Origin of the sequence: Streptomyces venezuelae ATCC 10712 (genome assembly GCF_008639165.1) — a bacterium.
GTDB lineage: Bacteria > Actinomycetota > Actinomycetes > Streptomycetales > Streptomycetaceae > Streptomyces > Streptomyces venezuelae.
Genome location: NZ_CP029197.1, coordinates 6,246,979 through 6,266,998, shown reverse-complemented (window position 1 = coordinate 6,266,998; position 20,020 = coordinate 6,246,979). Strand labels below are relative to the sequence as shown.

The 20,020-nt window shown below is 70.1% G+C and carries 19 protein-coding genes and 3 pseudogenes; 10 read left to right on the top strand and 12 right to left on the bottom strand.

From position 1 onward, the window contains the following. Positions 1–7: 7 nt before the first annotated feature. The gene (locus DEJ43_RS28940) at positions 8–478 is read right to left on the bottom strand and encodes a cation:proton antiporter regulatory subunit (protein WP_041663016.1); all 471 of its coding nucleotides are present in this window, start codon (positions 476–478) and stop codon (positions 8–10) included. A 213-nt stretch (positions 479–691) separates the two neighbouring features. Here DEJ43_RS28940 and DEJ43_RS28935 point away from each other — a divergent pair, with 213 nt between their 5' ends. From DEJ43_RS28935 to DEJ43_RS28915, 5 genes are all read left to right on the top strand, one after another. Beyond that, the gene (locus DEJ43_RS28935) at positions 692–1,678 is read left to right on the top strand and encodes a sensor histidine kinase (RefSeq protein WP_078508773.1); all 987 of its coding nucleotides are present in this window, start codon (positions 692–694) and stop codon (positions 1,676–1,678) included. Then, positions 1,675–2,457 carry a response regulator gene (locus DEJ43_RS28930; RefSeq protein WP_015036945.1) on the top strand — a complete coding sequence of 261 codons (783 nt, stop codon included), beginning with the start codon at positions 1,675–1,677 and terminating at the stop codon, positions 2,455–2,457. Before DEJ43_RS28935 ends, DEJ43_RS28930 begins: the two co-directional genes overlap by 4 nt. 470 nt (positions 2,458–2,927) lie before the next feature. After that, on the top strand, positions 2,928–3,308 hold the full coding sequence (locus DEJ43_RS28925) for a hypothetical protein (RefSeq protein WP_015036944.1): 381 nt from the start codon (positions 2,928–2,930) through the stop codon (positions 3,306–3,308). 93 nt (positions 3,309–3,401) lie between these two features. After that, on the top strand, positions 3,402–4,148 hold the full coding sequence (locus DEJ43_RS28920) for an ABC transporter ATP-binding protein (RefSeq protein WP_015036943.1): 747 nt from the start codon (positions 3,402–3,404) through the stop codon (positions 4,146–4,148). After that, positions 4,145–6,424, top strand: a complete 2,280-nt coding sequence (locus tag DEJ43_RS28915; RefSeq protein WP_015036942.1) for a hypothetical protein — start codon at positions 4,145–4,147, stop codon at positions 6,422–6,424. The genes DEJ43_RS28920 and DEJ43_RS28915 overlap by 4 nt, the downstream gene beginning before the upstream one ends. 78 nt (positions 6,425–6,502) lie before the next feature. Here the strand turns inward: DEJ43_RS28915 and DEJ43_RS28910 are convergent, their stop codons facing one another. Next, entirely contained in the window at positions 6,503–7,507 is a 1,005-nt protein-coding gene (locus DEJ43_RS28910; protein WP_015036941.1) for an NADP-dependent oxidoreductase, read from the bottom strand. A gap of 125 nt (positions 7,508–7,632) precedes the next feature. Beyond that, positions 7,633–8,319, bottom strand: a complete 687-nt coding sequence (locus DEJ43_RS28905) for an SDR family oxidoreductase (protein ID WP_015036940.1) — start codon at positions 8,317–8,319, stop codon at positions 7,633–7,635. A 115-nt stretch (positions 8,320–8,434) separates the two neighbouring features. Between DEJ43_RS28905 and DEJ43_RS28900 the strand changes: the two genes are divergently transcribed. Then, a complete protein-coding gene (locus DEJ43_RS28900; RefSeq protein ID WP_015036939.1) occupies positions 8,435–8,995 on the top strand; it encodes a TetR/AcrR family transcriptional regulator in 561 nt (186 codons plus the stop codon). Positions 8,996–9,077: 82 nt separating this feature from the next. Here the strand turns inward: DEJ43_RS28900 and DEJ43_RS28895 are convergent, their stop codons facing one another. After that, positions 9,078–9,731 (bottom strand): TetR/AcrR family transcriptional regulator, encoded by a 654-nt coding sequence (locus DEJ43_RS28895; protein ID WP_015036938.1) that lies wholly within the window; start codon positions 9,729–9,731, stop codon positions 9,078–9,080. A gap of 127 nt (positions 9,732–9,858) precedes the next feature. On the opposite strand from DEJ43_RS28895, the gene DEJ43_RS28890 reads away from it, so the two are divergent. Both DEJ43_RS28890 and DEJ43_RS28885 read left to right on the top strand, forming a co-directional pair. Further along, the gene (locus tag DEJ43_RS28890) at positions 9,859–11,337 is read left to right on the top strand and encodes an APC family permease (protein WP_015036937.1); all 1,479 of its coding nucleotides are present in this window, start codon (positions 9,859–9,861) and stop codon (positions 11,335–11,337) included. A gap of 106 nt (positions 11,338–11,443) precedes the next feature. Next, positions 11,444–12,328, top strand: a complete 885-nt coding sequence (locus tag DEJ43_RS28885) for a carbon-nitrogen hydrolase family protein (protein WP_015036936.1) — start codon at positions 11,444–11,446, stop codon at positions 12,326–12,328. 103 nt (positions 12,329–12,431) lie between these two features. On the opposite strand, the gene DEJ43_RS28880 is transcribed toward DEJ43_RS28885, so the two are convergent. The 4 genes and pseudogenes from DEJ43_RS28880 to DEJ43_RS28865 form a co-directional block, all read right to left on the bottom strand. Further along, on the bottom strand, positions 12,432–13,553 hold the full coding sequence (locus DEJ43_RS28880; protein WP_015036935.1) for a sensor histidine kinase: 1,122 nt from the start codon (positions 13,551–13,553) through the stop codon (positions 12,432–12,434). Continuing rightward, on the bottom strand, positions 13,550–14,176 hold the full coding sequence (locus DEJ43_RS28875; RefSeq protein ID WP_071891563.1) for a response regulator: 627 nt from the start codon (positions 14,174–14,176) through the stop codon (positions 13,550–13,552). Before DEJ43_RS28875 ends, DEJ43_RS28880 begins: the two co-directional genes overlap by 4 nt. A 37-nt stretch (positions 14,177–14,213) precedes the next feature. Next, a pseudogene (locus DEJ43_RS28870) lies at positions 14,214–14,630 on the bottom strand (ATP-binding cassette domain-containing protein); the annotation flags it as partial. A gap of 117 nt (positions 14,631–14,747) precedes the next feature. After that, positions 14,748–15,110 (bottom strand): hypothetical protein, encoded by a 363-nt coding sequence (locus DEJ43_RS28865; RefSeq protein ID WP_015036933.1) that lies wholly within the window; start codon positions 15,108–15,110, stop codon positions 14,748–14,750. A gap of 347 nt (positions 15,111–15,457) precedes the next feature. Between DEJ43_RS28865 and DEJ43_RS38810 the strand changes: the two are divergent. Further along, positions 15,458–15,684: pseudogene (locus tag DEJ43_RS38810) on the top strand (hypothetical protein); the annotation flags it as partial. Between the two features lie 136 nt (positions 15,685–15,820). Here DEJ43_RS38810 and DEJ43_RS28860 read toward each other — a convergent pair. The 3 genes and pseudogenes from DEJ43_RS28860 to fabV all read right to left on the bottom strand — a co-directional run bounded on the left by DEJ43_RS28860 (position 15,821) and on the right by fabV (position 18,319). Next, the gene (locus tag DEJ43_RS28860) at positions 15,821–16,234 is read right to left on the bottom strand and encodes a hypothetical protein (RefSeq protein WP_041664313.1); all 414 of its coding nucleotides are present in this window, start codon (positions 16,232–16,234) and stop codon (positions 15,821–15,823) included. A 533-nt stretch (positions 16,235–16,767) separates the two neighbouring features. Next, positions 16,768–17,019, bottom strand: a pseudogene (locus tag DEJ43_RS38345) (hypothetical protein); the annotation flags it as partial. Positions 17,020–17,104: 85 nt separating this feature from the next. Continuing rightward, positions 17,105–18,319 (bottom strand): enoyl-[acyl-carrier-protein] reductase FabV, encoded by a 1,215-nt coding sequence (fabV, locus tag DEJ43_RS28850; protein ID WP_071891556.1) that lies wholly within the window; start codon positions 18,317–18,319, stop codon positions 17,105–17,107. A 397-nt stretch (positions 18,320–18,716) separates the two neighbouring features. Between fabV and DEJ43_RS28845 the strand changes: the two genes are divergently transcribed. Then, complete coding sequence (locus DEJ43_RS28845) at positions 18,717–19,055, top strand: transposase (protein ID WP_015036929.1); 339 nt, start codon at positions 18,717–18,719, stop codon at positions 19,053–19,055. 139 nt (positions 19,056–19,194) lie between these two features. Here the strand turns inward: DEJ43_RS28845 and DEJ43_RS28840 are convergent, their stop codons facing one another. Next, a complete protein-coding gene (locus DEJ43_RS28840) occupies positions 19,195–19,668 on the bottom strand; it encodes a hypothetical protein (protein ID WP_106433761.1) in 474 nt (157 codons plus the stop codon). Positions 19,669–20,020: the final 352 nt, after the last annotated feature.

Here is a 20,020-nt window from a genome sequence, read left to right as displayed (position 1 = left end):
GACGCCCTCACTCCCGACCGAGTATCGCGGCGGCCGCGTCGACGCCCTCGCGGGTGCCGATGACGATGAGGGTGTCGCCGCCGGCCAGCCGGAAGGCCGGCGTCGGGGACGGCACGGCCCCGGAGCGGCGCAGTACGGCGACGATGGAGGCGCCCGCCTCGGTGCGCATCCGCGTCTCGCCGAGGACCCGCCCGTTCCAGTACGAGTGGGCGGACAGCTCGATGCGTTCGGCGACGAGTCCTAGGTCGGTGGTGTGCAGCACGTTGGGGCTGTGGTGGGCGGGCAGCAGCGCGTCGATCAGCGAGGCGGTCTCGGCCTCGGTGAGGTGCAGCGACTGGGCGCAGGCGTCGGGGTCGTCGGCCCGGTAGACGTTCACGGTCCGGGTGCCGTCGCGGTGCGCGATGACCGACAGCTGGCGGTGCTCCCGGGTGGTGAAGTCGTACTGGACACCGATGCCGGGCAGGGGTGTCGTTCTCATCCGCGGAGCAGGCAAGGGCCCGTCCCTCCTATGGTCGTGTCGAAGGGTGATCAGGTCGGTGGTCGGGGGCCATGGTGCCACCCGCCGGGAGGCCCGGAACATGGGTGTCGGCACGGATGGACAAGCCGCCGGATCCTGGTCAGGATGAGGCGGGGACATGGATCCCGTCGCAGGTCAGAGGCCCGGAGCAGGCAGAGGGAGAGAGTCGCGAGCGTGTCGCTGTACTGGCGCATCTTCCTCCTCAACGCCTCGGTCCTGGTCGTCGCGGTGCTGCTGCTGTTGGGCCCCGTGACGGTCTCCACGCCCGTACTCCTCGGTGAGGCGATCGTGCTCGTGGCCGGCCTGGTCGCGATGCTCCTCGCGAACGCGTTCCTGCTCCGGCTCGGTCTGGCACCGCTCCAGCGGCTCACCCGGGCGATGCGGACGGCGGACCTGCTGCGGCCGGGCCGGCGTGCGGTGGTGGCGGGACGGGGCGAGATCGCGGACCTGACGCGTACGTTCAACACGATGCTCGACCGCCTCGAAGTCGAACGGGCCACGAGCACCGCGCGGGTCCTCTCGGCGCAGGAGGAGGAGCGGCGGCGGATCGCGCAGGAACTGCACGACGAGGTCGGCCAGACCCTGACGGCGGTACTCCTCCAGCTGAAGCACACCGCGAACCACGCGCCGGACGAGCTGCGTAGCGAACTCCACCAGGCGCAGGAGACGACGAGGGCGGGCCTGGACGAGATCCGCCGCATCGCGCGCCGGCTGCGGCCCGGGGTCCTGGAGGAACTGGGGCTGCACAGCGCTCTCAGGTCGCTGGCCTCCGAGTTCTCGACGCGGGGCCTGACGGTACGGCCCCACATCGAACCCGGCCTGCCGAAGCTCGACCACGAGACCGAGCTGGTGCTCTACCGGGTGGCGCAGGAAGGCCTCACGAACACGGCCCGGCACGCGGCCGCGACGGAGGTGGACCTCCGGCTGCGACGACTGGCCGACGGCACCGTGGGCCTGCTGGTCAAGGACAACGGCCGCGGGATCGGCACGGCACCGGACGGGGCGGGCCTCAGCGGCATGAGGGAGCGGGCGCTGCTGATCGGCGCGGAACTGACGGTCCGCGAGGGCGCGGAGGGCGGGACGGAGGTCCACCTGAACACCCGCCGCGGCAGACGAGCCCCGGAACGCACCACCCCGGTAGGGCCCAGGGAGACGTCATGACGAGCGCAGACACGACCCCGGGCGGGGTCCCGGGGACCACCCGCGACGGGGCCCCGGACACGACCCCGGGCAGCACCCCGGGCACCTCCCGCGACGGGGCCCGGGACATCAACCCGTACGGGGCCCCGGACGCCCCCACCCGCATCCTGCTGGCGGACGACCACGCTCTCGTACGCGGAGGGGTACGCCTGATCCTGGACGCGGAGCCGGACCTGACGGTCGTGGCGGAGGCGGCGGACGGGGCGGAGGCGGTGGCGCTCGCCCGCACGCAGGACGTCGACCTCGCGGTCCTGGACATCTCGATGCCCCGTATGACGGGCCTCCAGGCAGCACGCGAACTCAGCCGTCTGAAGCCGGAGCTGAGGATTCTGATCCTCACGATGTACGACAACGAGCAGTACTTCTTCGAGGCGTTGAAGGCGGGCGCGAGCGGCTACGTCCTGAAGTCGGTGGCGGACCGCGACCTGGTGGAGGCGTGCCGGGCGGCGGTCCGCGACGAGCCCTTCATCTACCCGGGCGCGGAGACCGCCCTGATCCGCACGTACCTCGACCGCGCGGAGCAGGGCAGGCCGCTGCCGGACAAGGCGGTCACGGAGCGCGAGGAGGAGATCCTCAAGCTGGTGGCGGAGGGCCACAGTTCGAAGGAGATCGGCGACCTGCTGGTGATCAGCCCGAAGACGGTCGAACGCCACCGGGCCAACCTCCTCCAGAAACTGGGCATGCGCGACCGCCTGGAACTGACGCGCTACGCGATCCGCGTGGGCCTCATCGAACCGTGACGCCGACTGTGACCGCGACCACACCCTGACTGGCCAGATCACGCCGTCACGGCCATTTCCATTCCCTCCAGAGCGCCCCGCCGAATGAATTCGGCCGACGTGGACGCCATTCAAGTCAAAAGGCTTTCCCGAGCGAATCCTCGTAGCCTTTCTTTGCACCGTTCCAATCACGAAGCAAACGAGGCACACCGATCGCGAATTTCGAATGTGCCGCACGTCACTCGATCACCCTGTGCCACTACGGGAGCATCAACTGGTGTGACATTTAGGGCATTTAGATGGCCGATGACTACACAAAGCGCGGACGCGACCAGGAGGGATTCGTTCCGCAAAACTGTTTGCAGAGCCGCTATCGATCCACCTCCTTGTTGAATCAATTCCTGTGTGCAAATGTTCTGGCGTCGCCACGGCAGGCAGGGAGGCCGGCCAATTCGCGACCAGTTTCTGTTCATCAACGAAAGGGGAGGATCATGACCATCGGGCGCATCGCCGTAAGGACTCTGGTGGGGGCCGCGGTCGCCACAGCGCTGATGGGCGCCGGGCAGGCCGTCGCCGCCGGTGCCGGAGAACCGCTCGACTCGTACGCCGGGGCCGGCGCCTGGGCGTACAGCCATGGCACCAACGGGGCCGTCGCCATCGCCGACACCGACGGAGACAGCCACGCGGTCTACACCCTGTACGACCGCAAGAACACCATGGGCCTCCGGCTCGACAACCACGACGGCAACGGCTCGACGAAGTACAGCGGCCTGGACACCACGAACTACGTCCGCAAGGTGACCGCCTGCCTGAACATCCAGCTCAACCCGGACCGTTGCGGGCTGGACGACCGTCCCAACGACGACCGCTAGTACCTCCGCGGTGGAGCGGCACGACCGGTCGAACGATCATGCCGCTCCACCGCGGCTCGTCATCCCGACAGAAGGCAGAGGTGAGCACAGCACGTGAGCACGGCACACGACCCGGAGACCACCCACCCCGTCCTGGAGATCGAGGGCCTCTCGCACTCGCTCGGCGCGAGAAAGCTGTTCGACGATCTCTCCCTGACACTGCGGGCCGGGGAATCCGTCGCGGTGACCGGTCCGAGCGGATCGGGCAAGAGCACGCTGCTGTCCTGCGTCCTGGGCCTGGTCAGGCCGACGGCGGGGTCGGTGAAGGTGAAGGGCACCGACGTCGTCGGGCTCCGCCCCGCCCGCCTGGCGGCCGTACGCGCCCAAGCGGTGGGCATGGTCTTCCAGTTCGGTGAACTCCTGCCGGAACTCAGCCCGTTGGACAACGTGATGCTCGCGGCGCTGCTGGCCCGCACCGACCATCGCGAGGCGAGCAAGCGGGCGCGCGCGCTCCTCGACGACCTCGGCGTACCCGAGGCGGCGACGAGCGACGAGCTGTCCGGCGGAGAGCGGCAGCGGACCGCCGTCGCCCGCGCCCTGATCAACGAACCCGCACTGCTGCTCGCCGACGAACCGACCGGCGCACTGGACACGGAGACCCGCGACCGTACTGCCGAGCTGCTCTTCGACCTGCCCCGGCGCTACGCGTGCGGGCTGCTCGTGGTGACCCACGATCCCGGCATCGCCGCGCGGGCCGACCGCACCCTGCGCCTGGAGGCGGGCATCTTGAATCCGACTCCCTCTGGGACGAATCCGACTCCCTCTGGGACGAATCCGGCTCCCTCCGGGGCGTCCGCATGACGCCCACCCGGGACGCCCTGCGTCTCGCACGCCGGCTCCTCACCCTCGGCCGGGTGGCGGGGCGCCGCTCCGAGGCGGGAGGCGTACGCTTCGTCGCACTCCTTCTCGCCGCGTCGGTCCTCGCGCTCGGTCTCGGCAGCCTCGTCGGCGTCCACGCCGTGTACGCGGGGAAGGAGGAGCGTCGTGCGGCCAGGACGCCCGTCGCCCCGGACGACGCCCTTGAGCACGCGACCGACGCGACGACGTGGCTGGTCGGGGCCGACTGGCTCGAAGGCGAACGCCGCTTCAGCGTCGTGTACATCGCCCCCCACAAGGGGGACGCCCCCCTCCCTCCCGGGCTCGACCACTGGCCGGCCCCCGGCCAGGCGGTTCTGTCGCCGGCCCTGCGCGAGGCGGGCGCCGCTGAGGACATCGACCACCGGTACGGCCGACTGGCGGGCGTCATCGGCGAGGAAGGGCTGGACGAACCGACCGAATGGCTCGCCTACGTCCGGCCACGCGACGGTCTGAAGCCCGACCGGTTCACCGCCGTCGTCACCGGGTTCGGCCCGAAGGACGGGCAGGTCACGGCCTCCCTGGAACCGGGTTCGGGCCGACTGGACGAGAAGCCCGAGTGGATGTTCCAGGCCGCGGTCATCGGCATGCTCCTCCTGCCGGCCGTCGCCCTGCTGGTCGTTGCGGCGCGTACGGGGGCGTACACCCGGGACCGCAGGACCGCGCTCGTCGCCGCACTCGGCGGACGACGGCTGGACCGCGCCCTGATCGCCGCCGGCGAGGCGGCACCGCCGGCCGCTGTGGGCGCGGTGGTCGGTGCCGCGGTCATCGCGACGGCGCTGCTGCACGACATCCGCGTCCCCTACACCGGCTACGTCCTCTCCTCCACCCACCTGCGCGCCCACGGCTGGGTCGCCGCACTCGCCCCCGTCGCCGTCTTCCTGGTCGTGCTCGGCGCCGTGGCGCTCGCGGACCTCTCGCCCCGCCGAGGCGGGTCGGGCACACGACCGCACAGCTCGGCCCGCGCCGGCGCCTGGCTCCCCCGCCTGGCCGTGCTGTGTCCCCTCGCCATCATCCTGGCGGTGCGGGGTCCGGATCTGTTCCCGCCGTCCTCCGTCACGCGCACGCTCACCAGCTGGGTGGGCATCGCGGCCACGGTCCTGACGCTACCGGCCGCCATCGGGGTCATCACCGCCAGAGCTGGAAGGCTGCTCGCCGGCCGGGGTCGGGCTCACGGCCTGCCCGGCACCCTGGTGGCAGGGCGGCGGGCGGTCGCGCATCCCGGCGGGACCGCCCGGCTCGTCGCCGGTGTGTCGATCGCGCTCATCGTGTTCATGCAAGCCGTTGCCTGGCAAGGGCTGTTCGGCTGGCAGGCCACGGAGGCGCGGAAGACCATGGACCGCCTCGGCCGTGGCGTCGTGACCGTCAGCCCCCGCGGCAGCGTGTCCACGACCGCCATGACCGACTTCTTCGCCCGTACGCGAGGGACCGAAGTGGTCCTGCTGACTCCCCCGGGGGTGGGCCTGACTCCCCCGGACGGGGGCGCGAGCACATCCTTGACCCTGTACGGCGACTGCGGCGCCCTGACCGTCCTTCACCTGCCTTGTCCGGCGAAGGAGACGCGGGTCGACGCGCGGCGGGCGGACCCGAGAATCGGTGAGCTGGCCCGGTGGATCCCCCACCCGGACTCGACGCTGCTGATCCGCCGCGCCGACCACCGGAAGCTGGCGGAACTCGCCGCTCCCGACGACGGCAGCGGCACGAGCCTCGCGTTGCTGCACCCGGACGGGAAGGCACTGTCCGTGCCCGCCCTCAAGCGGCTGTCGTACGAGGTGTTCCCGCGCGGCGCGGCCGTCAGAACCCCGGGGGAGAACGAGCTCATCGCGGGCATCCCCAACCGCGACCAGGGCCGCTGGAGCGCCATGCTCGGCACCCTCGGCATCGTCGTCCTCACTCTGACCGCGGGCCTCAGTGCCATGGCGGAGTTCCTGCGGCAGGGCCGCGCGCTCGCCCCGCTGTCCGTCCTCACCGGCGGCCTGCGCGTCTTCCGCACCAGCGCGGCATGGTCGGTCCTCGCCCCCTTGGCCCTGGCCGGCACCGCGGGCACGGCGATCGCGGCCGCGCTCGCGTCACCGGTCTCCGGCGACGGCGAGTCCCCCATCACGGCGGGACTGCTCCTGTCGACGACCACCGTCGTCCTCGCCGTCAGCTTCCTCCTGTGGCTCTGGTCCGCCCGGGTCGCCATCCGCCAGGCCCGCACCTGGCGCCCCGCCGGAGACTGAGACGCCCCGCCACGTGGCCATCGGCCGGGCGCGGAACGACGTCGGCGAGATGGCTTCGTCGCGGTGGTCCGTGCGTCCTCACGCCATCGCGATGACGACCTTGCCGGCCCTGGCGCGGCCCTTCTCGGCGTACTCCATGGCTTCGCGGGTCTGTTCGAAGGGGAAGACGCGGTCGACGACGGGGCGGATCTTCCCGGCGTCGACGAGCCGGGTGATGGCGCGCAGCTGCTCGCCGTCGGCCTTCATGAACAGGAAGGAGTAGGTCACGCCCCGGCGCTTGGCGTGGCGCCGGGTCCTGAAGCTCAGCGCGTTCATCACCTGACGCAGGACCGGATTCGTGCCGAGCTCGCGGGCGAGGTCCGCGTCGGGCGGCCCGGCGATGCTGATGACCTTGCCGCCTGGCTTGAGGACCCGCAGCGACTTCTCCAGGGTCTTGCCGCCTTGGGTGTCGAGGACGACGTCGTAGCCGTCCAGGTGCTCCTCGAAGTCCTGGGTGCGGTAGTCGATGACGACGTCGGCTCCGAGTTCCTTGACCAGGGCCGCGTTGGCCGCGCTCGCGGTGGTGGCCACGTGTGCGCCCAGGTGCCTGGCCAGTTGGAGGGCGATGGTGCCCACTCCGCCGGAGCCCGCGTGGATCAGGACCTTCTGGCCCGGCTGGACCTGTGCCCTTTCGACCAGCGCCTGCCACGAGGTGAGGGCCACCAGGGGAAGGGAGGCGGCCTCCGCCATGGTGAGGGTGGCCGGCTTGTGGGCGAGGTCGTTCTGGTGGACGGCGATGAGTTCGGCGAAGGTTCCTATGCGGTCCTTGTCGGGCCGGGCGTAGACCTCGTCACCCACCGCGAACCGGGTGACGGCCGAGCCGACCCGGACCACGACGCCGGCGAGGTCGTTGCCCAGCACGAGAGGGAGGCGGTACGGGAGGATCAGCTTGAAGTCGCCGTCGCGGATCTTGAAGTCCAGCGGGTTGACGCTCGCCGCATGGATCTTGACCAGCACGTCGTCGGCGCCCGGCTCCGGATCGGGCATCTCTGCGGCACGCACCGCGGACTGGTCACCGTACTTGTCGATCAGGTAGGTCTTCATCGCCGTCTTCCTGTCCCGTCCGCACAGGGGCGGGGTCTCCGCTCGCTTCGGGCTGCCCCGGTGCGAGGTGTTGCTGGTGTTCACTGCTGGTGCGTGACGCCCCACGCCGATACGGCGAGCACGCCTCACGCCGCGTTCGGCGCTGCGGCCAGGCCTCGCTTCACGTGCCGGGTGGTCTCGTCGGCGAGTATCTCGGGCAGGCCCCGCTCGATGCCGGACAGGGCCTGGGCGGCGACCTCGGCGGGGTCGGACTTCCGGTCGGCGGGGACGCCGGCGGCCATGTCGGTGTCCATGTATCCGACGTGCAGGGCCGTGACGGTGATGCCGCGGGACGCCAGTTCCTCGCGGGTCGCGCCGGTCAGCGCCCAGGCGGCTGCTTTCGCCGCGGCGTAGGCGCCGAGGCCTGCCGGGTGCAGCCAGGACAGGACCGACAGCACGTTGAGCACGGCGCCGCCGCCGTTGGACTCGATGACCGGGGCGAAAGCCCGTGTCACGGCGAGCGGGCCGAAGAAGTTGACCTCCATCTCCAGGCGCACCGCGTCCGGGCTGCCCGCCACGAGGGGCGTTCCGGTGGAGATGCCCGCGTTGTTGACCAGCAGCGTCGCGTCGGATGCGGCGCGGGCCGCCGCTCGGATCGACTCCGCGTCCGTCAGGTCGAGCCGCAGCGGGATGACACCCGGGAGGTCCACCTCTTCGGGGCGTCGGGCCGCCGCGTACACCGTGGCTCCGCGTTCCACGAGCTGGGCGGCCAGATGCCGCCCGAGCCCCCGGTTGGCTCCGGTGACCACCGCTACCGCGTCCTTCAGTTCCATATCCGCTCCCAGCGTCGCGGCCGCCGACGAGCGGCCCGCATCAATTAGATTACGACCTCAATCTAAACGATGACCTAAGATAGATGCCAGTCGACATCCAAATGGGAGGTGCCCGATGGGCCGCGTATCGCAGGCGCAGGCACAGGAGAACCGCCGACGGGTCGTCGAAACCGCGTCCCGCCTCCTGCGGGAGCAGGGGACCCACGTCAGCGTCGCCGACCTCATGAAGGCAGCCGGCCTGACCCACGGCGGCTTCTACAAGCAGTTCACCTCCAAGGAGGCGCTCGTCGACGAGGCCACCGCCCACGCGTTCGGGGAACTCGCCCGGCACCACAAGGACGGGCTCGACCAGCACGCCGGGCAGCGCGACGCCGCCCAGCGGGCCCTGATCGACACCTACCTCTCCGCCGAGCACCGCGACAGCGCGGCAGACGGGTGCCCCGTCGCCGCACTCGCCACCGACATGGCCCGCGACGGCGGAGAGGGTGAGGCCCGCCGCGTCTATACCCAGGGAGTGGCCGACTTCGCCGACTTCCTCGCCACCAAGGACCAGGACGGCTTCACGCGGCTGTGCACCATGCTCGGCGCACTCGTCCTCTCCCGGGCCACCAAAGGCTCGCCGCTCTCCGACGAGATCCTCACCGCCGCACGCGAGTCGCTGACGGCCGCCAACTGACCGCCTGAAGGAACGCGCTTCCGCCTTCGTTCCGACTCGGGCGCCGCCTCTCCCACGCCGTTTCTGCCGGTGGCGCTCGCGATCAGGAGGCGGGGCTCGCCTTGTCGTCCCCCGCGGCGCCGGGGTCGTGGCCGGTGACGGCGCGGGCGTACGAGTACAGGGCGGCGATCACCTCGGCGCGGGTGCGGCGGCCGGCGAGCACCTCCATCTGGTAACCGTCCTCCATGGCCACGAAGTTGGCGGCGATCAGCCGCGGCGGGTCCTGGAGGACGAAGTGCCCCTGGGCACGGCCGAGCGTGAGGATCTCCGCGTAGACCGCGATCTGGCGCTCCGTCAGAGAGCTGTCGAGAGCGGCCGCCCTGGCGTCGCGCAGGCAGCGCGGCCAGTACTCGAAGAGCAGCCGGGTGAGCGCGTCGTCCGGTCCGGCGGCCACGCCCTTGTCGATGCAGGCCCTGAGCTTGAGGCGGGCGTCGTCGAAGCCGTCGGCGGCCGCCTCGCGGTCCTGGCTGTAGCGGGTGATGGCCTGCTGATAGGTCTCGTGGACGAGGGCGTCGAGGTCTCCGTAGTAGAGCACCGCGGCCGGGGTCACGCCGGCCTCGTCGGCGACATCACGCAGCCGCAGCCCTTCCAGACCGCGGGTGAGCAGCGCGCGCTGCACCGCCTCCGCCAGCTCGGCCCTGCGCGCGCTCCCGCCACCTCCGGCGCCCTTCTTCGTCCCCCTGGACTTCGCCGCCATGAGGCCCTCTCCCCTCCTCGGTCAGTTATACGTCGATTCAGAGAATAGTCGGCAGAGCCTTGACGCGCCCGGTGGCCCACTCTTAAATCTGCTTTTAACAAACTCCTCCCCTCCCCAGGAGCACGTCATGACGACGCCGCATCCGGACGAGACGGACAAGGGCCTGCGCAGCGGCTCCGTCGGCCTCCTCGCCTCCGTCGCACTCGGCCTGTCCTCCACCGCTCCGGCCTACAGCATCACCGTCACCCTCGGCTACGTCGCCCTGGTCGTCGGCGACCTCGCCCCGGCCGCGCTCCTCCTCGGCTTCGTGCCGATCCTGCTCACCGCCTTCGCCTTCCGCGAGCTCAACCGCGAGATGCCCGACTGCGGAACCACCTTCGTCTGGAACACCCGCGCCTTCGGCCCCAGGACCGGCTGGTTCGCCGGCGGCTGGGTGCCGCAGATCGCCACCCTCATCGCCATGGCCGCGCTCGCGCAGGTCAGCTCCGGCTATCTGCTCAGCCTCCTCGGTCTGCGGGCTGCGGCGGACGACGTCCTCGTCGTCGCCGCGGTCGCCGTGCTGATCGTCGCCGGCCTCACCGTCGTCGCCCGCCGGGGCCTGCGCGTCGCGGCCGGCCTCCAGTACGTCCTGCTCGGCCTCCAGCTGCTCGCCCTCATCGGCTTCGGCGCCGCCGCCCTCGCCCGCGACGGCGTCTCGAGCCCCTCCCTGAGCTGGCTCAACCCCCTCGCGATGGACAGCTTCGGCTCCTTCGCGCAGGCCGTGCTGCTGTGCCTGTTCATCTACTGGGGCTGGGACGCCCTGATCACCACCAACGAGGAGACCCGCGACAGCGCCCGCGTCCCCGGCCAGGCGGCCATGATCTCCACCCTCGTCCTGCTCGGCACCTACCTCTTCACCGCCTTCGCCGTCGTGTCCTTCGCCGGGACCGGTACCGGCGGCATCGGCCTCGGCAACCCGGACAACGCCACCGACGTCCTCGCATCCCTCGCCCCGCCCGTCCTCGGCGACGCGTTCGCCAAGGTGATGGAGCTCGCCGTGTGCGTCTCCGCCGCGTCCGCCCTGCTGACCTGCCTGGTCAGCAGCCCGCGCAGCAGCCTCTCCATGGCCGCGCACGGCGGCCTGCCCGCCGCCTTCGCCCGCGTCCACCCTCGGTACCACACCCCCGGCTTCGGCACGGTCTTCTACGGCTCCGCGACGGCGGCCGTGCTCCTGACCCTCTCGCTGCTCTCCGCCGACTTCCTCGGCGACGCCATCCTCTGTATCGGGCTCCTCATCGCCTGCTACTACGGCACCACCGCCCTCGCCTGCGTCTGGTACTTCCGCAAGCGCCTGCGCGAGTCCCCGCGAGCCCTGTTCCTGCGCGGCGTCCTGCCCCTGGCAGGCGGCCTGCTCATGCTCGGGGCGTTCGTCCGCAGCGCGTACGACATGTTCGACCCCGCCTACGGCAGTACCTCCTTCCACGGCATCGGTGGCGTCTTCCTGCTCGGCACCGGCTCGCTCGCCGCGGGAGCGATCGCCGTACTCACGGCCCGCGCCGCTTACCCGGCCTTCTTCCGGAACGGGCGCACGACCGTCGTCGCCCGGCTCGTCACCGCCGAGGACTGACCCTCGTACGCCACCTCACCGTCACACCGAGGACTGACCCTCGTACGCCGTCTCACCGAAATCGTCCCCGTACGCCGCCCCACCACCACCCCAAAGGACCGACCCCATGCGCACTCTCGCCATCGCCGCCCTGCAGACCGCCCCCGTCCCGTACGACCTCGAAGCGACCTGGCAGCGTTACGCCGACCAGGTCCGCGCCACCCGGTCTCTCTTCCCGCACGTGCAGCTCGTCGTCGTACCCGAGCTGCTGCTCGCCGCCGAAGGACCCCTGCTCGGCTCCGCGCCCGAAGGCTGGATGGAGCGGATCGCGGAGCCGATACCGGGCCCGACGACCGAGCGGGTGTCCGCGCTCGCGCGGGAGACCGGCCTCTGGCTGATCCCGGGGAGCCTCTTCGAGCGCGGCGAGGACGGCCGGGTCTACAACACCGCCGTCGCCGTCTCACCGGAGGGCGAGGTGGCCGCCCGCTACCGCAAGGTCTTCCCTTGGCAGCCGTACGAGAAGACGGCCCCCGGCGGCGAGTTCACCGTCTTCGACGTCCCCGGCGTCGGCCGGATCGGACTGGCGATCTGCTACGACGGCTCCTTCCCCGAGACCGTCCGCCAACTCGCCTGGCTCGGCGCCGAGATCATCGTCCAGCCCACCCTCACCACCACCCGCGACCGGGAGATGGAGCTGGTCTGCGCCCGCGCCAACGCCTGGACCAACCAGGTGTACGTCGTCAACGTCAACGCCTCCGACCCGGCCGGCGTCGGCGCCAGCGCGATCGTCGACCCGGAGGGCATCGTCCGCCAGCAGGCCGGCACCGGCGAGGAGATCCTCGTCGACGTACTGGACCTGGACACCGTCACGCGGGTACGCGAGCAGGGCTCGGCCGGCCTCAACCGCCCCTGGGCCCAACTCGCCCGCTACGGCGAGGAGATCCACCTCCCCATGTACGGCGGAACGTTCCGCACGCCGGAGTGGGCGCACAAGCAGAACTCCGGCCAGTGATGCGCAGGCAGTTCACAGCGTGCACGCCGTCCGCATGCGCACAGGGAACCGACGCCGGTGACCGGATGGAAGTACAGCCCGTTCAACTCGCGCCGGCTGATGTTCAGTCGGACCGGGCGGGGGCTCGTAGTTCGATCTGGTAGCCGCCGTCCGGAGTGGGTTCGGCGGTGAGGGTGCCGTCGAGGAGTTCGGCGCGTTCCTTCAGGCCGATGAGGCCGTGACGGGCGCTGGGGAGGGCGACGGTCGGGCGGGTGGGGGCGGTGTTGGTGACGGTGACGCCGAAGTGGTGGGCGTCGTGCCACAGGCGGACGTCGGCGCGGGCTCCGGGGGCGTGCTTGCGCACGTTGGCGAGGGCTTCCTGGACCGTGCGGTAGACGGTGCGCTGGGCGGTGGTGCTGATGCCGGGGGGAAGTTCTCCGGTGAGGGTGGTCTCGATGCCGCTCTTGGCGACGAGCTGCTGGAGGTCGGCGAGGGTGGGCTGGGGGGTGAGTTCGGTGGCCTTCCCGCCGGAGGCCCGGAGCAGGGTGACCACGTGGCGGAGTTCGTCGAGGGTGTCGGCGCTCAGGGTGCGGATGGTGCGGGCGGCCTCGCGGGCGTCGGGGTCCTTGGCGGCCATCTGCAGGGCCCCGGCCTGTACGGCGATGAGGCTGACCTGGTGGGAGACGACGTCGTGCATCTCGCGGGCCAGCTGGGCGCGTTCGCGGGCGAGGACGGTCTGGGCGTACAGGGCACGTTCGTGTTCCCGGGCCTCCTCGACCTCGACGAGCTGGCGGGCCACGTCGTGCCTGGCCTGCACGAGCTGGCCGAACAGGACGGGTGCGAAGGCCGTGGCCAGGGTGTAGACGAACTGGACGAGGGTCCAGGTCCGATCGCCGTCGAACGCGTCGGACAGCGGCCAGACGAGGGTGGCCGCTGTGGCGTTCAGCAAGGCGCAGCCGGCGAGCAGCGGGCGGTTGCGGGTGGACGCGGCGAGTGTGTACAGGGCGGCGATCGGCGCGACGGCGACGTCCATGAACAGGGTCATGGGCAGGGTCAGCAGGAAGACGGCCAGCGGGAAGTGCCTGCGGAGGAACAGGCCGGCGGAGCCCGCGGCGGCGCAGGCCCACATCACGGGGGTGCCCTCGCCCAGGAGGTTGATCCAGGCGTCGAGCGCGGCCAGCACCACGAGCCCCGTGTCGACGGCCCAGGGCGGTACGCGCCGCCACCATGCCCGGCCCGTGCTCATCGCCCGTTGTCCCGTGCCGTGTCGTCGTCGTGGTGGGTGAGCAGTCCGGCGCGCTCGGCGAGGAGCGCGGCCTGGACGCGGCTGGAGACCCGCAGCTTGGTGAGGATCGAGCTGACATGGTCCTTGACGGTGCCCGCGCTCAGGTGGATGCGGGTGCCGATGTCAGCGTTGGAGAGCCCTTCGGCGACCAGGACGAGGACGTCGCGTTCCCGGTCACTGAGCAGACCGACGCGCGAGACGTCCGCGTCCTGGGGTGCTCCGGCCCCCGGGTGGCTGCGGAGCAGCGCGCGGGACGCCTTCGGCGACATGACGACGCCGCCCGCGGCCAGGGTGCGTACCAGCTGGGCGAGCTGCTCGGGCTCGGTGTCCTTGAGCAGGAAGCCGGAGGCTCCCGAGCGCAGTGCGGTCAGGATGTACTCGTCGGTGTCGAAGGTGGTCAGCATGGCGACGTGCGGCGGTTCGGGCAGCGTCTGGATCTGCCGCAGCACGGTCAGGCCGTCCACGTCCGGCATGCGGATGTCGAGGAGCACGACGTCCGGCCGCTCGCGCCGGATCACGTCGGTCGCCTGGGCGCCTTCCGCGGTCGCCACGACCTCGATGCCGTCGGACGCGTTCAGGATCATCCTGACGCTGCCGCGGATCCAACCCAGCTGTCGGTTCGTCCATGAGTACAACCTCTGCAGCATGGACCAGCACCTGAGCTATGCCTAGACGACGTAGCTGACTGCCTGAGAGCTCGGAGCTACGCCGCTGTGCGAGGCCAGTGAGATCAACGCGACCCAGAGCATCCAGGGAAGCATCCCATGCTTCCCTACGGGGCATGCCCTTCAGCCACCCTGCATATGCAACCTGTTCGCGGACTCTGAGTCCGGCGATGGGTTGGACCTGCTGCGGTGGCCAACCGACACTGCGACGATACTTTTTGAGGTCGCTACGGCTTCTCGTTCCAACACCGTTCAGGCGCACACGGCCTGAATCTGGCTGCATCGCCGAGGCTCCCAGGGCGAGTAGCGTAGATTTTCCTGCCCCACTGGGCCCGAGGAGTACGTTCGTCCCTCGAGTGAAGGTGAGACTCACCCGATCCAGAACGGGAGTCCTCTTGCGGTAGCTGAATGAGCAGTCAGTTAGCTAGATAGGCACGAGTAGTCCAAGTTGAAGTGTGGTTTGGCCAAACGGACCCGGTGCACTCAGATTTCACGGAATGCACCGGCCCGCGCCTGGTCTCTGGTAGCGGACCGTCACGTTGTCGACGCTGACCGTCCCGCTGGTGATCTTCCCGAAGTAGAAGTCGCCCGACGTCGCGATCTCCCCCCAGTTCGATGTCGTGCACTGGCTGACCTTGCCGCCGTAAGCCGCGTCCGGCCAGTTGTTGACGACACGGTGGAGCCCGACGTCCATCGAACTGAAGCTGCACCCAGAGAAGCTGACGGTCGTTGCCGCCTTGTCGGCGTGCTTATCGGTCCAGCGGCGGGACTCGTTGTTGTCGCGCCACCCGGATATGTGGCTGGTCCACGACCCCTCGGCCGCCGCCGGGACGGTTCCAGCCAGGGTGGCCACCAGGAGACCGCCTGCGACGACGGCCGTCTTACGAACAGTCGTTCCATGCTGCCGCGTTGTCATGTTCTTCGCTGCCGCGTTGTCATGTTCTTCGCCCGAAATCCATTGCGAAGAGCGCCATTTCGCGCGTCGAGCGAAGCATGCTCCCATGTGCTGGGGGCGGCCTGAGAGCAAGAATCGGCCGATCCGTGACGAAACCTGTTCAATAGCCCCCCGCCCTTCGGTAGACCTCTGTCAAGTCGCCGACAGTTTGCTCCTGATGAGCGGGAGCTGCCGAGCTGACTCGGTCCCCTTACCCCTGCGTCACATCAGGAGTTTGGTGCCGGCCGTCGGGCTTGAGTCGGGCTGCCCTGGGCAGTAGGCACGATTCCGCCTCCGGTGACCTGGCCGCCACCACCAGCGGCAACGGCAACGGCAACGGCAACGGCAATACCGTCCTCCAGCTCACCAAGATCCACGGCGACGTCGCCCTGCAACTCCCGCTGGACACCGCCGAAGCGCCCTCGTCCTGGACAACGACGCATACGGCAACCCCTGCACCGGACAGCCCGCCGTCCGCTACAACTGGCTCGGCGCCGTCTCCGCACATAGAAACGAAGGAGGGGTCGTCCCCAGCGCATCGCACCGGGGGCGACCCCTCCATTTCGTCAACGCACCTTCGGCCGGAGCCGCCGAGGCTGCTTTCCCTCGGCGGCCCGGCCGAAGAACGGTCAGCCGATCGTCCCCGATGCCACCGGGAATTCCGGAGGCCAGGGCTTATTCGCCTCGTACAACGACGTCCGGTCGCCCATCAGCTTGTACTCCGCCTCCCGCCAGGACGGGTTGGCTCCGACGACGAAGCTGCCGCCGTCCCGCTCTAGCGTCCAGGTATAGGCGGCGTCCTCTGCCGCAATGCCGTGCCGTTCGTGGAGCACGGCGAACTCGGCGGTGGTCGCTCGCCGGATGAGGAGCCCGTTCGCGTAGAAGGGCTTGAGGAACATCAGTTCCACATGTCCGATATGGACCTCGACCCTCGTCGTGGTCCGGTCCTTGTGGAGGGCCTCACTGGTCAGAAAGAGCTGGCGGTGCGAGGGGTTGAACCCGCTCACCTTGAAGAGCCGCCCTTCCCGGACGAAATCAGTCATGCTCTCCATCTCCTCAGAATTCCTCGGGCACAAGCGAGCCGTCGGGGTAGGTGAAGCGCTTCGGGTAGACACGCTCGTACACCTTCGTTTCAGGGTTGTACCAGCGCCACTCGATGGACGATTCGCTCTTCGTTGAGCGGGTTACCCCCTGACGACTTGTGGACTGCAAACCAGCTTGCTCAGGGACATCTGGCCCCACCTTGGCGCGTGGGTGCCCCGGGCCCCCGTTCACTCCGTATGGACGGCGGCCTCGTCGTTTGCCCAGATCGCGCCCTGGGCCCCTGGCCCCACTCACGGCAAGGCCCCTGGTGGGTGCCGGGGCCTTGCCGTGGCTGCTCAGACCCTGTTGACCCTATTGGACCTAACAGCCCCAGGGCGCTGGGTCCCGGGTTGAGGTCGAGGACCCTGACGGCCGCGCCCTTCCAGCGGAGCGGCACGGTGGTGGCGACGATGGCGCCGTCGGGCCGATCCGGTGCGGGCTGGGCGGCGTGCTGCGCGTGGGCCTGGGCCCAGGTGGCCTCGCGGGGGCGCTGCACCTGGGCGAGGCGGCGGTCGAGCTCGTCGTCCAGGGCGGCTTCTCCGCCGGCCGTGGGGTTGCAGCCGGTCCATGCATTCAGGGCGGCCTCGGCCTGGTCGACCCGTTCGGCTCGTTCGGCGGGGGTCAGCACGGTCTCGGCGAGGCGGGCGAGGTAGGCGCGCAGGGACAGGCCCTCGGCGGCGGCCACGGCGGCCAGCCGGTCGCGGGCTTCTCGGGGATTCCACCTCCCGGACCTTTCCGGCGGCATGCGGCCCCTACGTGACAAGTACGCCATCGACGAATAGTGAGAGCCTCCCAGCGGGGGCGTTCCGCGTGGCGGATTCGTGCCGGGATCAGGACGCGGGGGCGGGCCAGGGAATGTCGGTGGCCACTGCGGCGGTGTAGTCGACGCCCGGGACGGAGAATCCGTACAGGCGTTGGACTTCGGCATGGAACCAGCCGAGGTCGGCGAGACCGGCGATGGTGTCGGTCGTGGCGGCCTCCCAGCGTTCGGCGACTGCCGCCTGGACGTCGTCAGTGAGTTCCCAGGCGTCCAGACGGATTCGGCCTTCGTCATCCAGGGCGAGCGGCGCGGCACCGGTGAGCTGGTCCCACAGGGCGGCGAGCTGATGTACCGGTGGAAGCAAGTCCCGTCCAAGGACGCCGCGCAGCAAGCCGGTGTACAGGGCGATGCCGGGGATGGCGGTGGAGGACTGGGTGACGGCGGCGCCGTTGACGGAGGTCACGGCCCGCCCGCCCACCGTTTTGTCGAGCCGCTCGTTCAGGGTGCGGGCGGTGGCCTCCAGGTGAGCCTTGGCCGCGCCGATGGTGCCCTGCCGGTAGATCGCCGCGGTCAGCGGCGATCCGATGTATGACAGCGCGGCGGTAGCGAAGCCCTTGCCGAGCAGTCCCCGACCGGCCAGGTGGTCGATCCAGCGTTCCCAGTCCGCACCGCCCATAACGGCCACAGTCTGCTCGACATCGTCGCCCTCGGCCGGCCCGGTCTCGACCTCGCGCACCTCGGGAACGCCCTGGTCGTCGAAGACAAGGGTCTTGGTGCGGTTCGCCTGGCCGATCGGCTTGAGGACGGAGGTGTACGTGGTGCCGGTGTCCGGGTCGGTGCGCCGTGGCGCGGCCACCGAGTAGATCAGGTAGTCCAGCCTGCCGCCGAAACGCTGCTCGATGAGGTCGGCGACCTGGTCCTTCATCGTGTCGGAGAACGCGTCGCCGTTGAGAAAGACCAGATCCCTCCCGGCGGCACGGGCGATGTCGGCGGTGGTGGCGGTGCGGTACCAGCCTGCCGTAGCGGTACGCCGTTCGGTGGGGGCCTTCTCAAAGGAGACCATGATGCCGCGGATGCCGGCGCGCTTGAGTCCGGCGACAGCGGCCGCCAAGCCATATCCGGCCGAGGAGCCGATGATCAGAGCCACCGGACCGTCACCCTGCGGCACGTCGGCAGAGTCGGGGCATGCCTGCCACATGTCGGCCACCAGCCGCTCGCAGCCCGCTGGGTGGGAGTCGAGGAAGAGGAAGCCCCGGTTGCGGGGGATGAGAACGCGCTCGCTCACGATTGCAGTCCTTGGGTCGACTGGGCCAAAGCCGCGGCAACCAGCCAGGGTCACCACGCCTTGCAAGTCTGCGACAGGACGGACACGGAAAGTGGCCCCACTGGGGACAAGGATCATCAGCCGATCTTGGTGTGTTTCACTACTTCCAGCAGAGCCTCAGCCCCACAGCATTGTCTCTGAAGCGGCCGTCGCTCCCACGCCCGTGGCTCGTGGGATGCAGTCGAACGTCCCCTTCACCGGCTGCACGGACGCCGGCCGGCTCTTCCGTGAAGTCCGTGAGCGTGGATTCGGTGGGACGGTTCAGACGGTCCGCAGATACGTCGCGACTCTTCGAGACGGCACTGCCATACCTGTGCCAGCACCGATCCCAAGCCCACGCGCGATCACGTCCTGGATCATGCGTCGCCGTGAGCCGTTGAGCGAAGAGGACGAGGTCCGGCTCGGCGAGGTCTGCCTGGCCTGCCCCGACATCGCACGCACCCGCGAGATCGCGCAAGGGTTCACCACCCTGGTCCGCGACCGCACAGGTCATCTGCTGCCCGACTGGATCAGCGATGTGGAGCGTGACGCACCTCAGCCGATCCGCGGGTTCGCCCGGTTCATGAAGTTCGACATCGACGCCGTCACCGCTGGCCTGACCCTGCAATACAGCTCCGGCGTCGTAGCAGGCCATGTCAACCGCATCAAAAAACGATCAAACGGCAGATGTACGGCCGAGCCTCGTTCCACGTCCTGAGAGCCCGCATTCTCATCCAGTCGTAGTCATCACGGAAGCGCGGTCACAGCCTTGAAAAGGGCCGAGGTCGCTCCTCGCCTCACTTGGTTGGTCCTTGATCCGCGTGGGGAGGGGCCGACCGCTCCCGGCCGCAGTCCTCTTACGCCACGGCCTGCCGGGCCGCCGCCTCGGCCGTTGCCCGCTCCCGCTCGACCGCCGCCTGCGCCTCGACCTCGGCGCGGGCCGCCGCACGGCGCTCCGCCCGCTCCCGGGCCTCAGCCTGACGGGCTACGAAGTCGGCGGCCTCGGCGTGACGGCGCATCCGGGCCTCGATCTCCCGGTACCGCGCGTCCGTCTCCAGTCCGGGCAGCTCCTGGTTGACGTCGGCGGCGATCCGCACCCGCCACGCCCGGCGCGAGTGCAGGACGTTGTCGCAGTTGTCGCAGTCGGCGCCGGTGTCGAGCCGCACGCCGTCATCGCACCGTACGTCCGAGCACGACGGTCGGCGCACTAGCCCACGGCGGGTGATCCAGCCGAACGGGCGGGTGACCAGGGCCTCGCCGCCGGTCTCCTCGAGCCGGGCCGTCAGGCGGGCGGCCAGCACCGACGGGGCCTGCCCCGACCACTCCAGCACCCGGCCGTCATCGGAAACGCGTCAACAACAAACATGTCAAGAAAAATTGCAGGGCAGGAGCGTGCGCGACACAAATCGGATTCGAGATCGATGTGCATTGCGTGCGCTATGGGCGCTACGTGCACACCTTCGACGCGCCATGCCTCCAAAGAGGGCCTCTGAGACCGACCGACAACAAGGGGTAAACCTAGGAGCACTCGCCCCATGGCTGACGGCGACACCAACTCCCCTCACGGCCGGCACGCTGCAAGCGATCCGGAAGTGAGTCGGCAAGCGGGACGCGTCAGCGTGCCTGGAGTGGGCCGCGCAACGGCAGATCGAGCCTGACACCTGGACGAGCTGATCGCCCGCT

Coding starts and splice junctions, on each gene's coding strand:
- DEJ43_RS28880 (WP_015036935.1), bottom strand. CDS start 13,553: ATGAGCACGGGCCGGGCATGGTGGCGGCGCGTACCGCCCTGGGCCGTC.
- DEJ43_RS28900 (WP_015036939.1), top strand. CDS start 8,435: ATGGGCCGCGTATCGCAGGCGCAGGCACAGGAGAACCGCCGACGGGTC.
- DEJ43_RS28915 (WP_015036942.1), top strand. CDS start 4,145: ATGACGCCCACCCGGGACGCCCTGCGTCTCGCACGCCGGCTCCTCACC.
- DEJ43_RS28890 (WP_015036937.1), top strand. CDS start 9,859: ATGACGACGCCGCATCCGGACGAGACGGACAAGGGCCTGCGCAGCGGC.
- DEJ43_RS28875 (WP_071891563.1), bottom strand. CDS start 14,176: ATGATCCTGAACGCGTCCGACGGCATCGAGGTCGTGGCGACCGCGGAA.
- DEJ43_RS28885 (WP_015036936.1), top strand. CDS start 11,444: ATGCGCACTCTCGCCATCGCCGCCCTGCAGACCGCCCCCGTCCCGTAC.
- DEJ43_RS28940 (WP_041663016.1), bottom strand. CDS start 478: ATGAGAACGACACCCCTGCCCGGCATCGGTGTCCAGTACGACTTCACC.
- DEJ43_RS28930 (WP_015036945.1), top strand. CDS start 1,675: ATGACGAGCGCAGACACGACCCCGGGCGGGGTCCCGGGGACCACCCGC.
- DEJ43_RS28845 (WP_015036929.1), top strand. CDS start 18,717: ATGCGTCGCCGTGAGCCGTTGAGCGAAGAGGACGAGGTCCGGCTCGGC.
- DEJ43_RS28895 (WP_015036938.1), bottom strand. CDS start 9,731: ATGGCGGCGAAGTCCAGGGGGACGAAGAAGGGCGCCGGAGGTGGCGGG.
- DEJ43_RS28910 (WP_015036941.1), bottom strand. CDS start 7,507: ATGAAGACCTACCTGATCGACAAGTACGGTGACCAGTCCGCGGTGCGT.
- DEJ43_RS28905 (WP_015036940.1), bottom strand. CDS start 8,319: ATGGAACTGAAGGACGCGGTAGCGGTGGTCACCGGAGCCAACCGGGGG.
- DEJ43_RS28860 (WP_041664313.1), bottom strand. CDS start 16,234: ATGACTGATTTCGTCCGGGAAGGGCGGCTCTTCAAGGTGAGCGGGTTC.
- DEJ43_RS28925 (WP_015036944.1), top strand. CDS start 2,928: ATGACCATCGGGCGCATCGCCGTAAGGACTCTGGTGGGGGCCGCGGTC.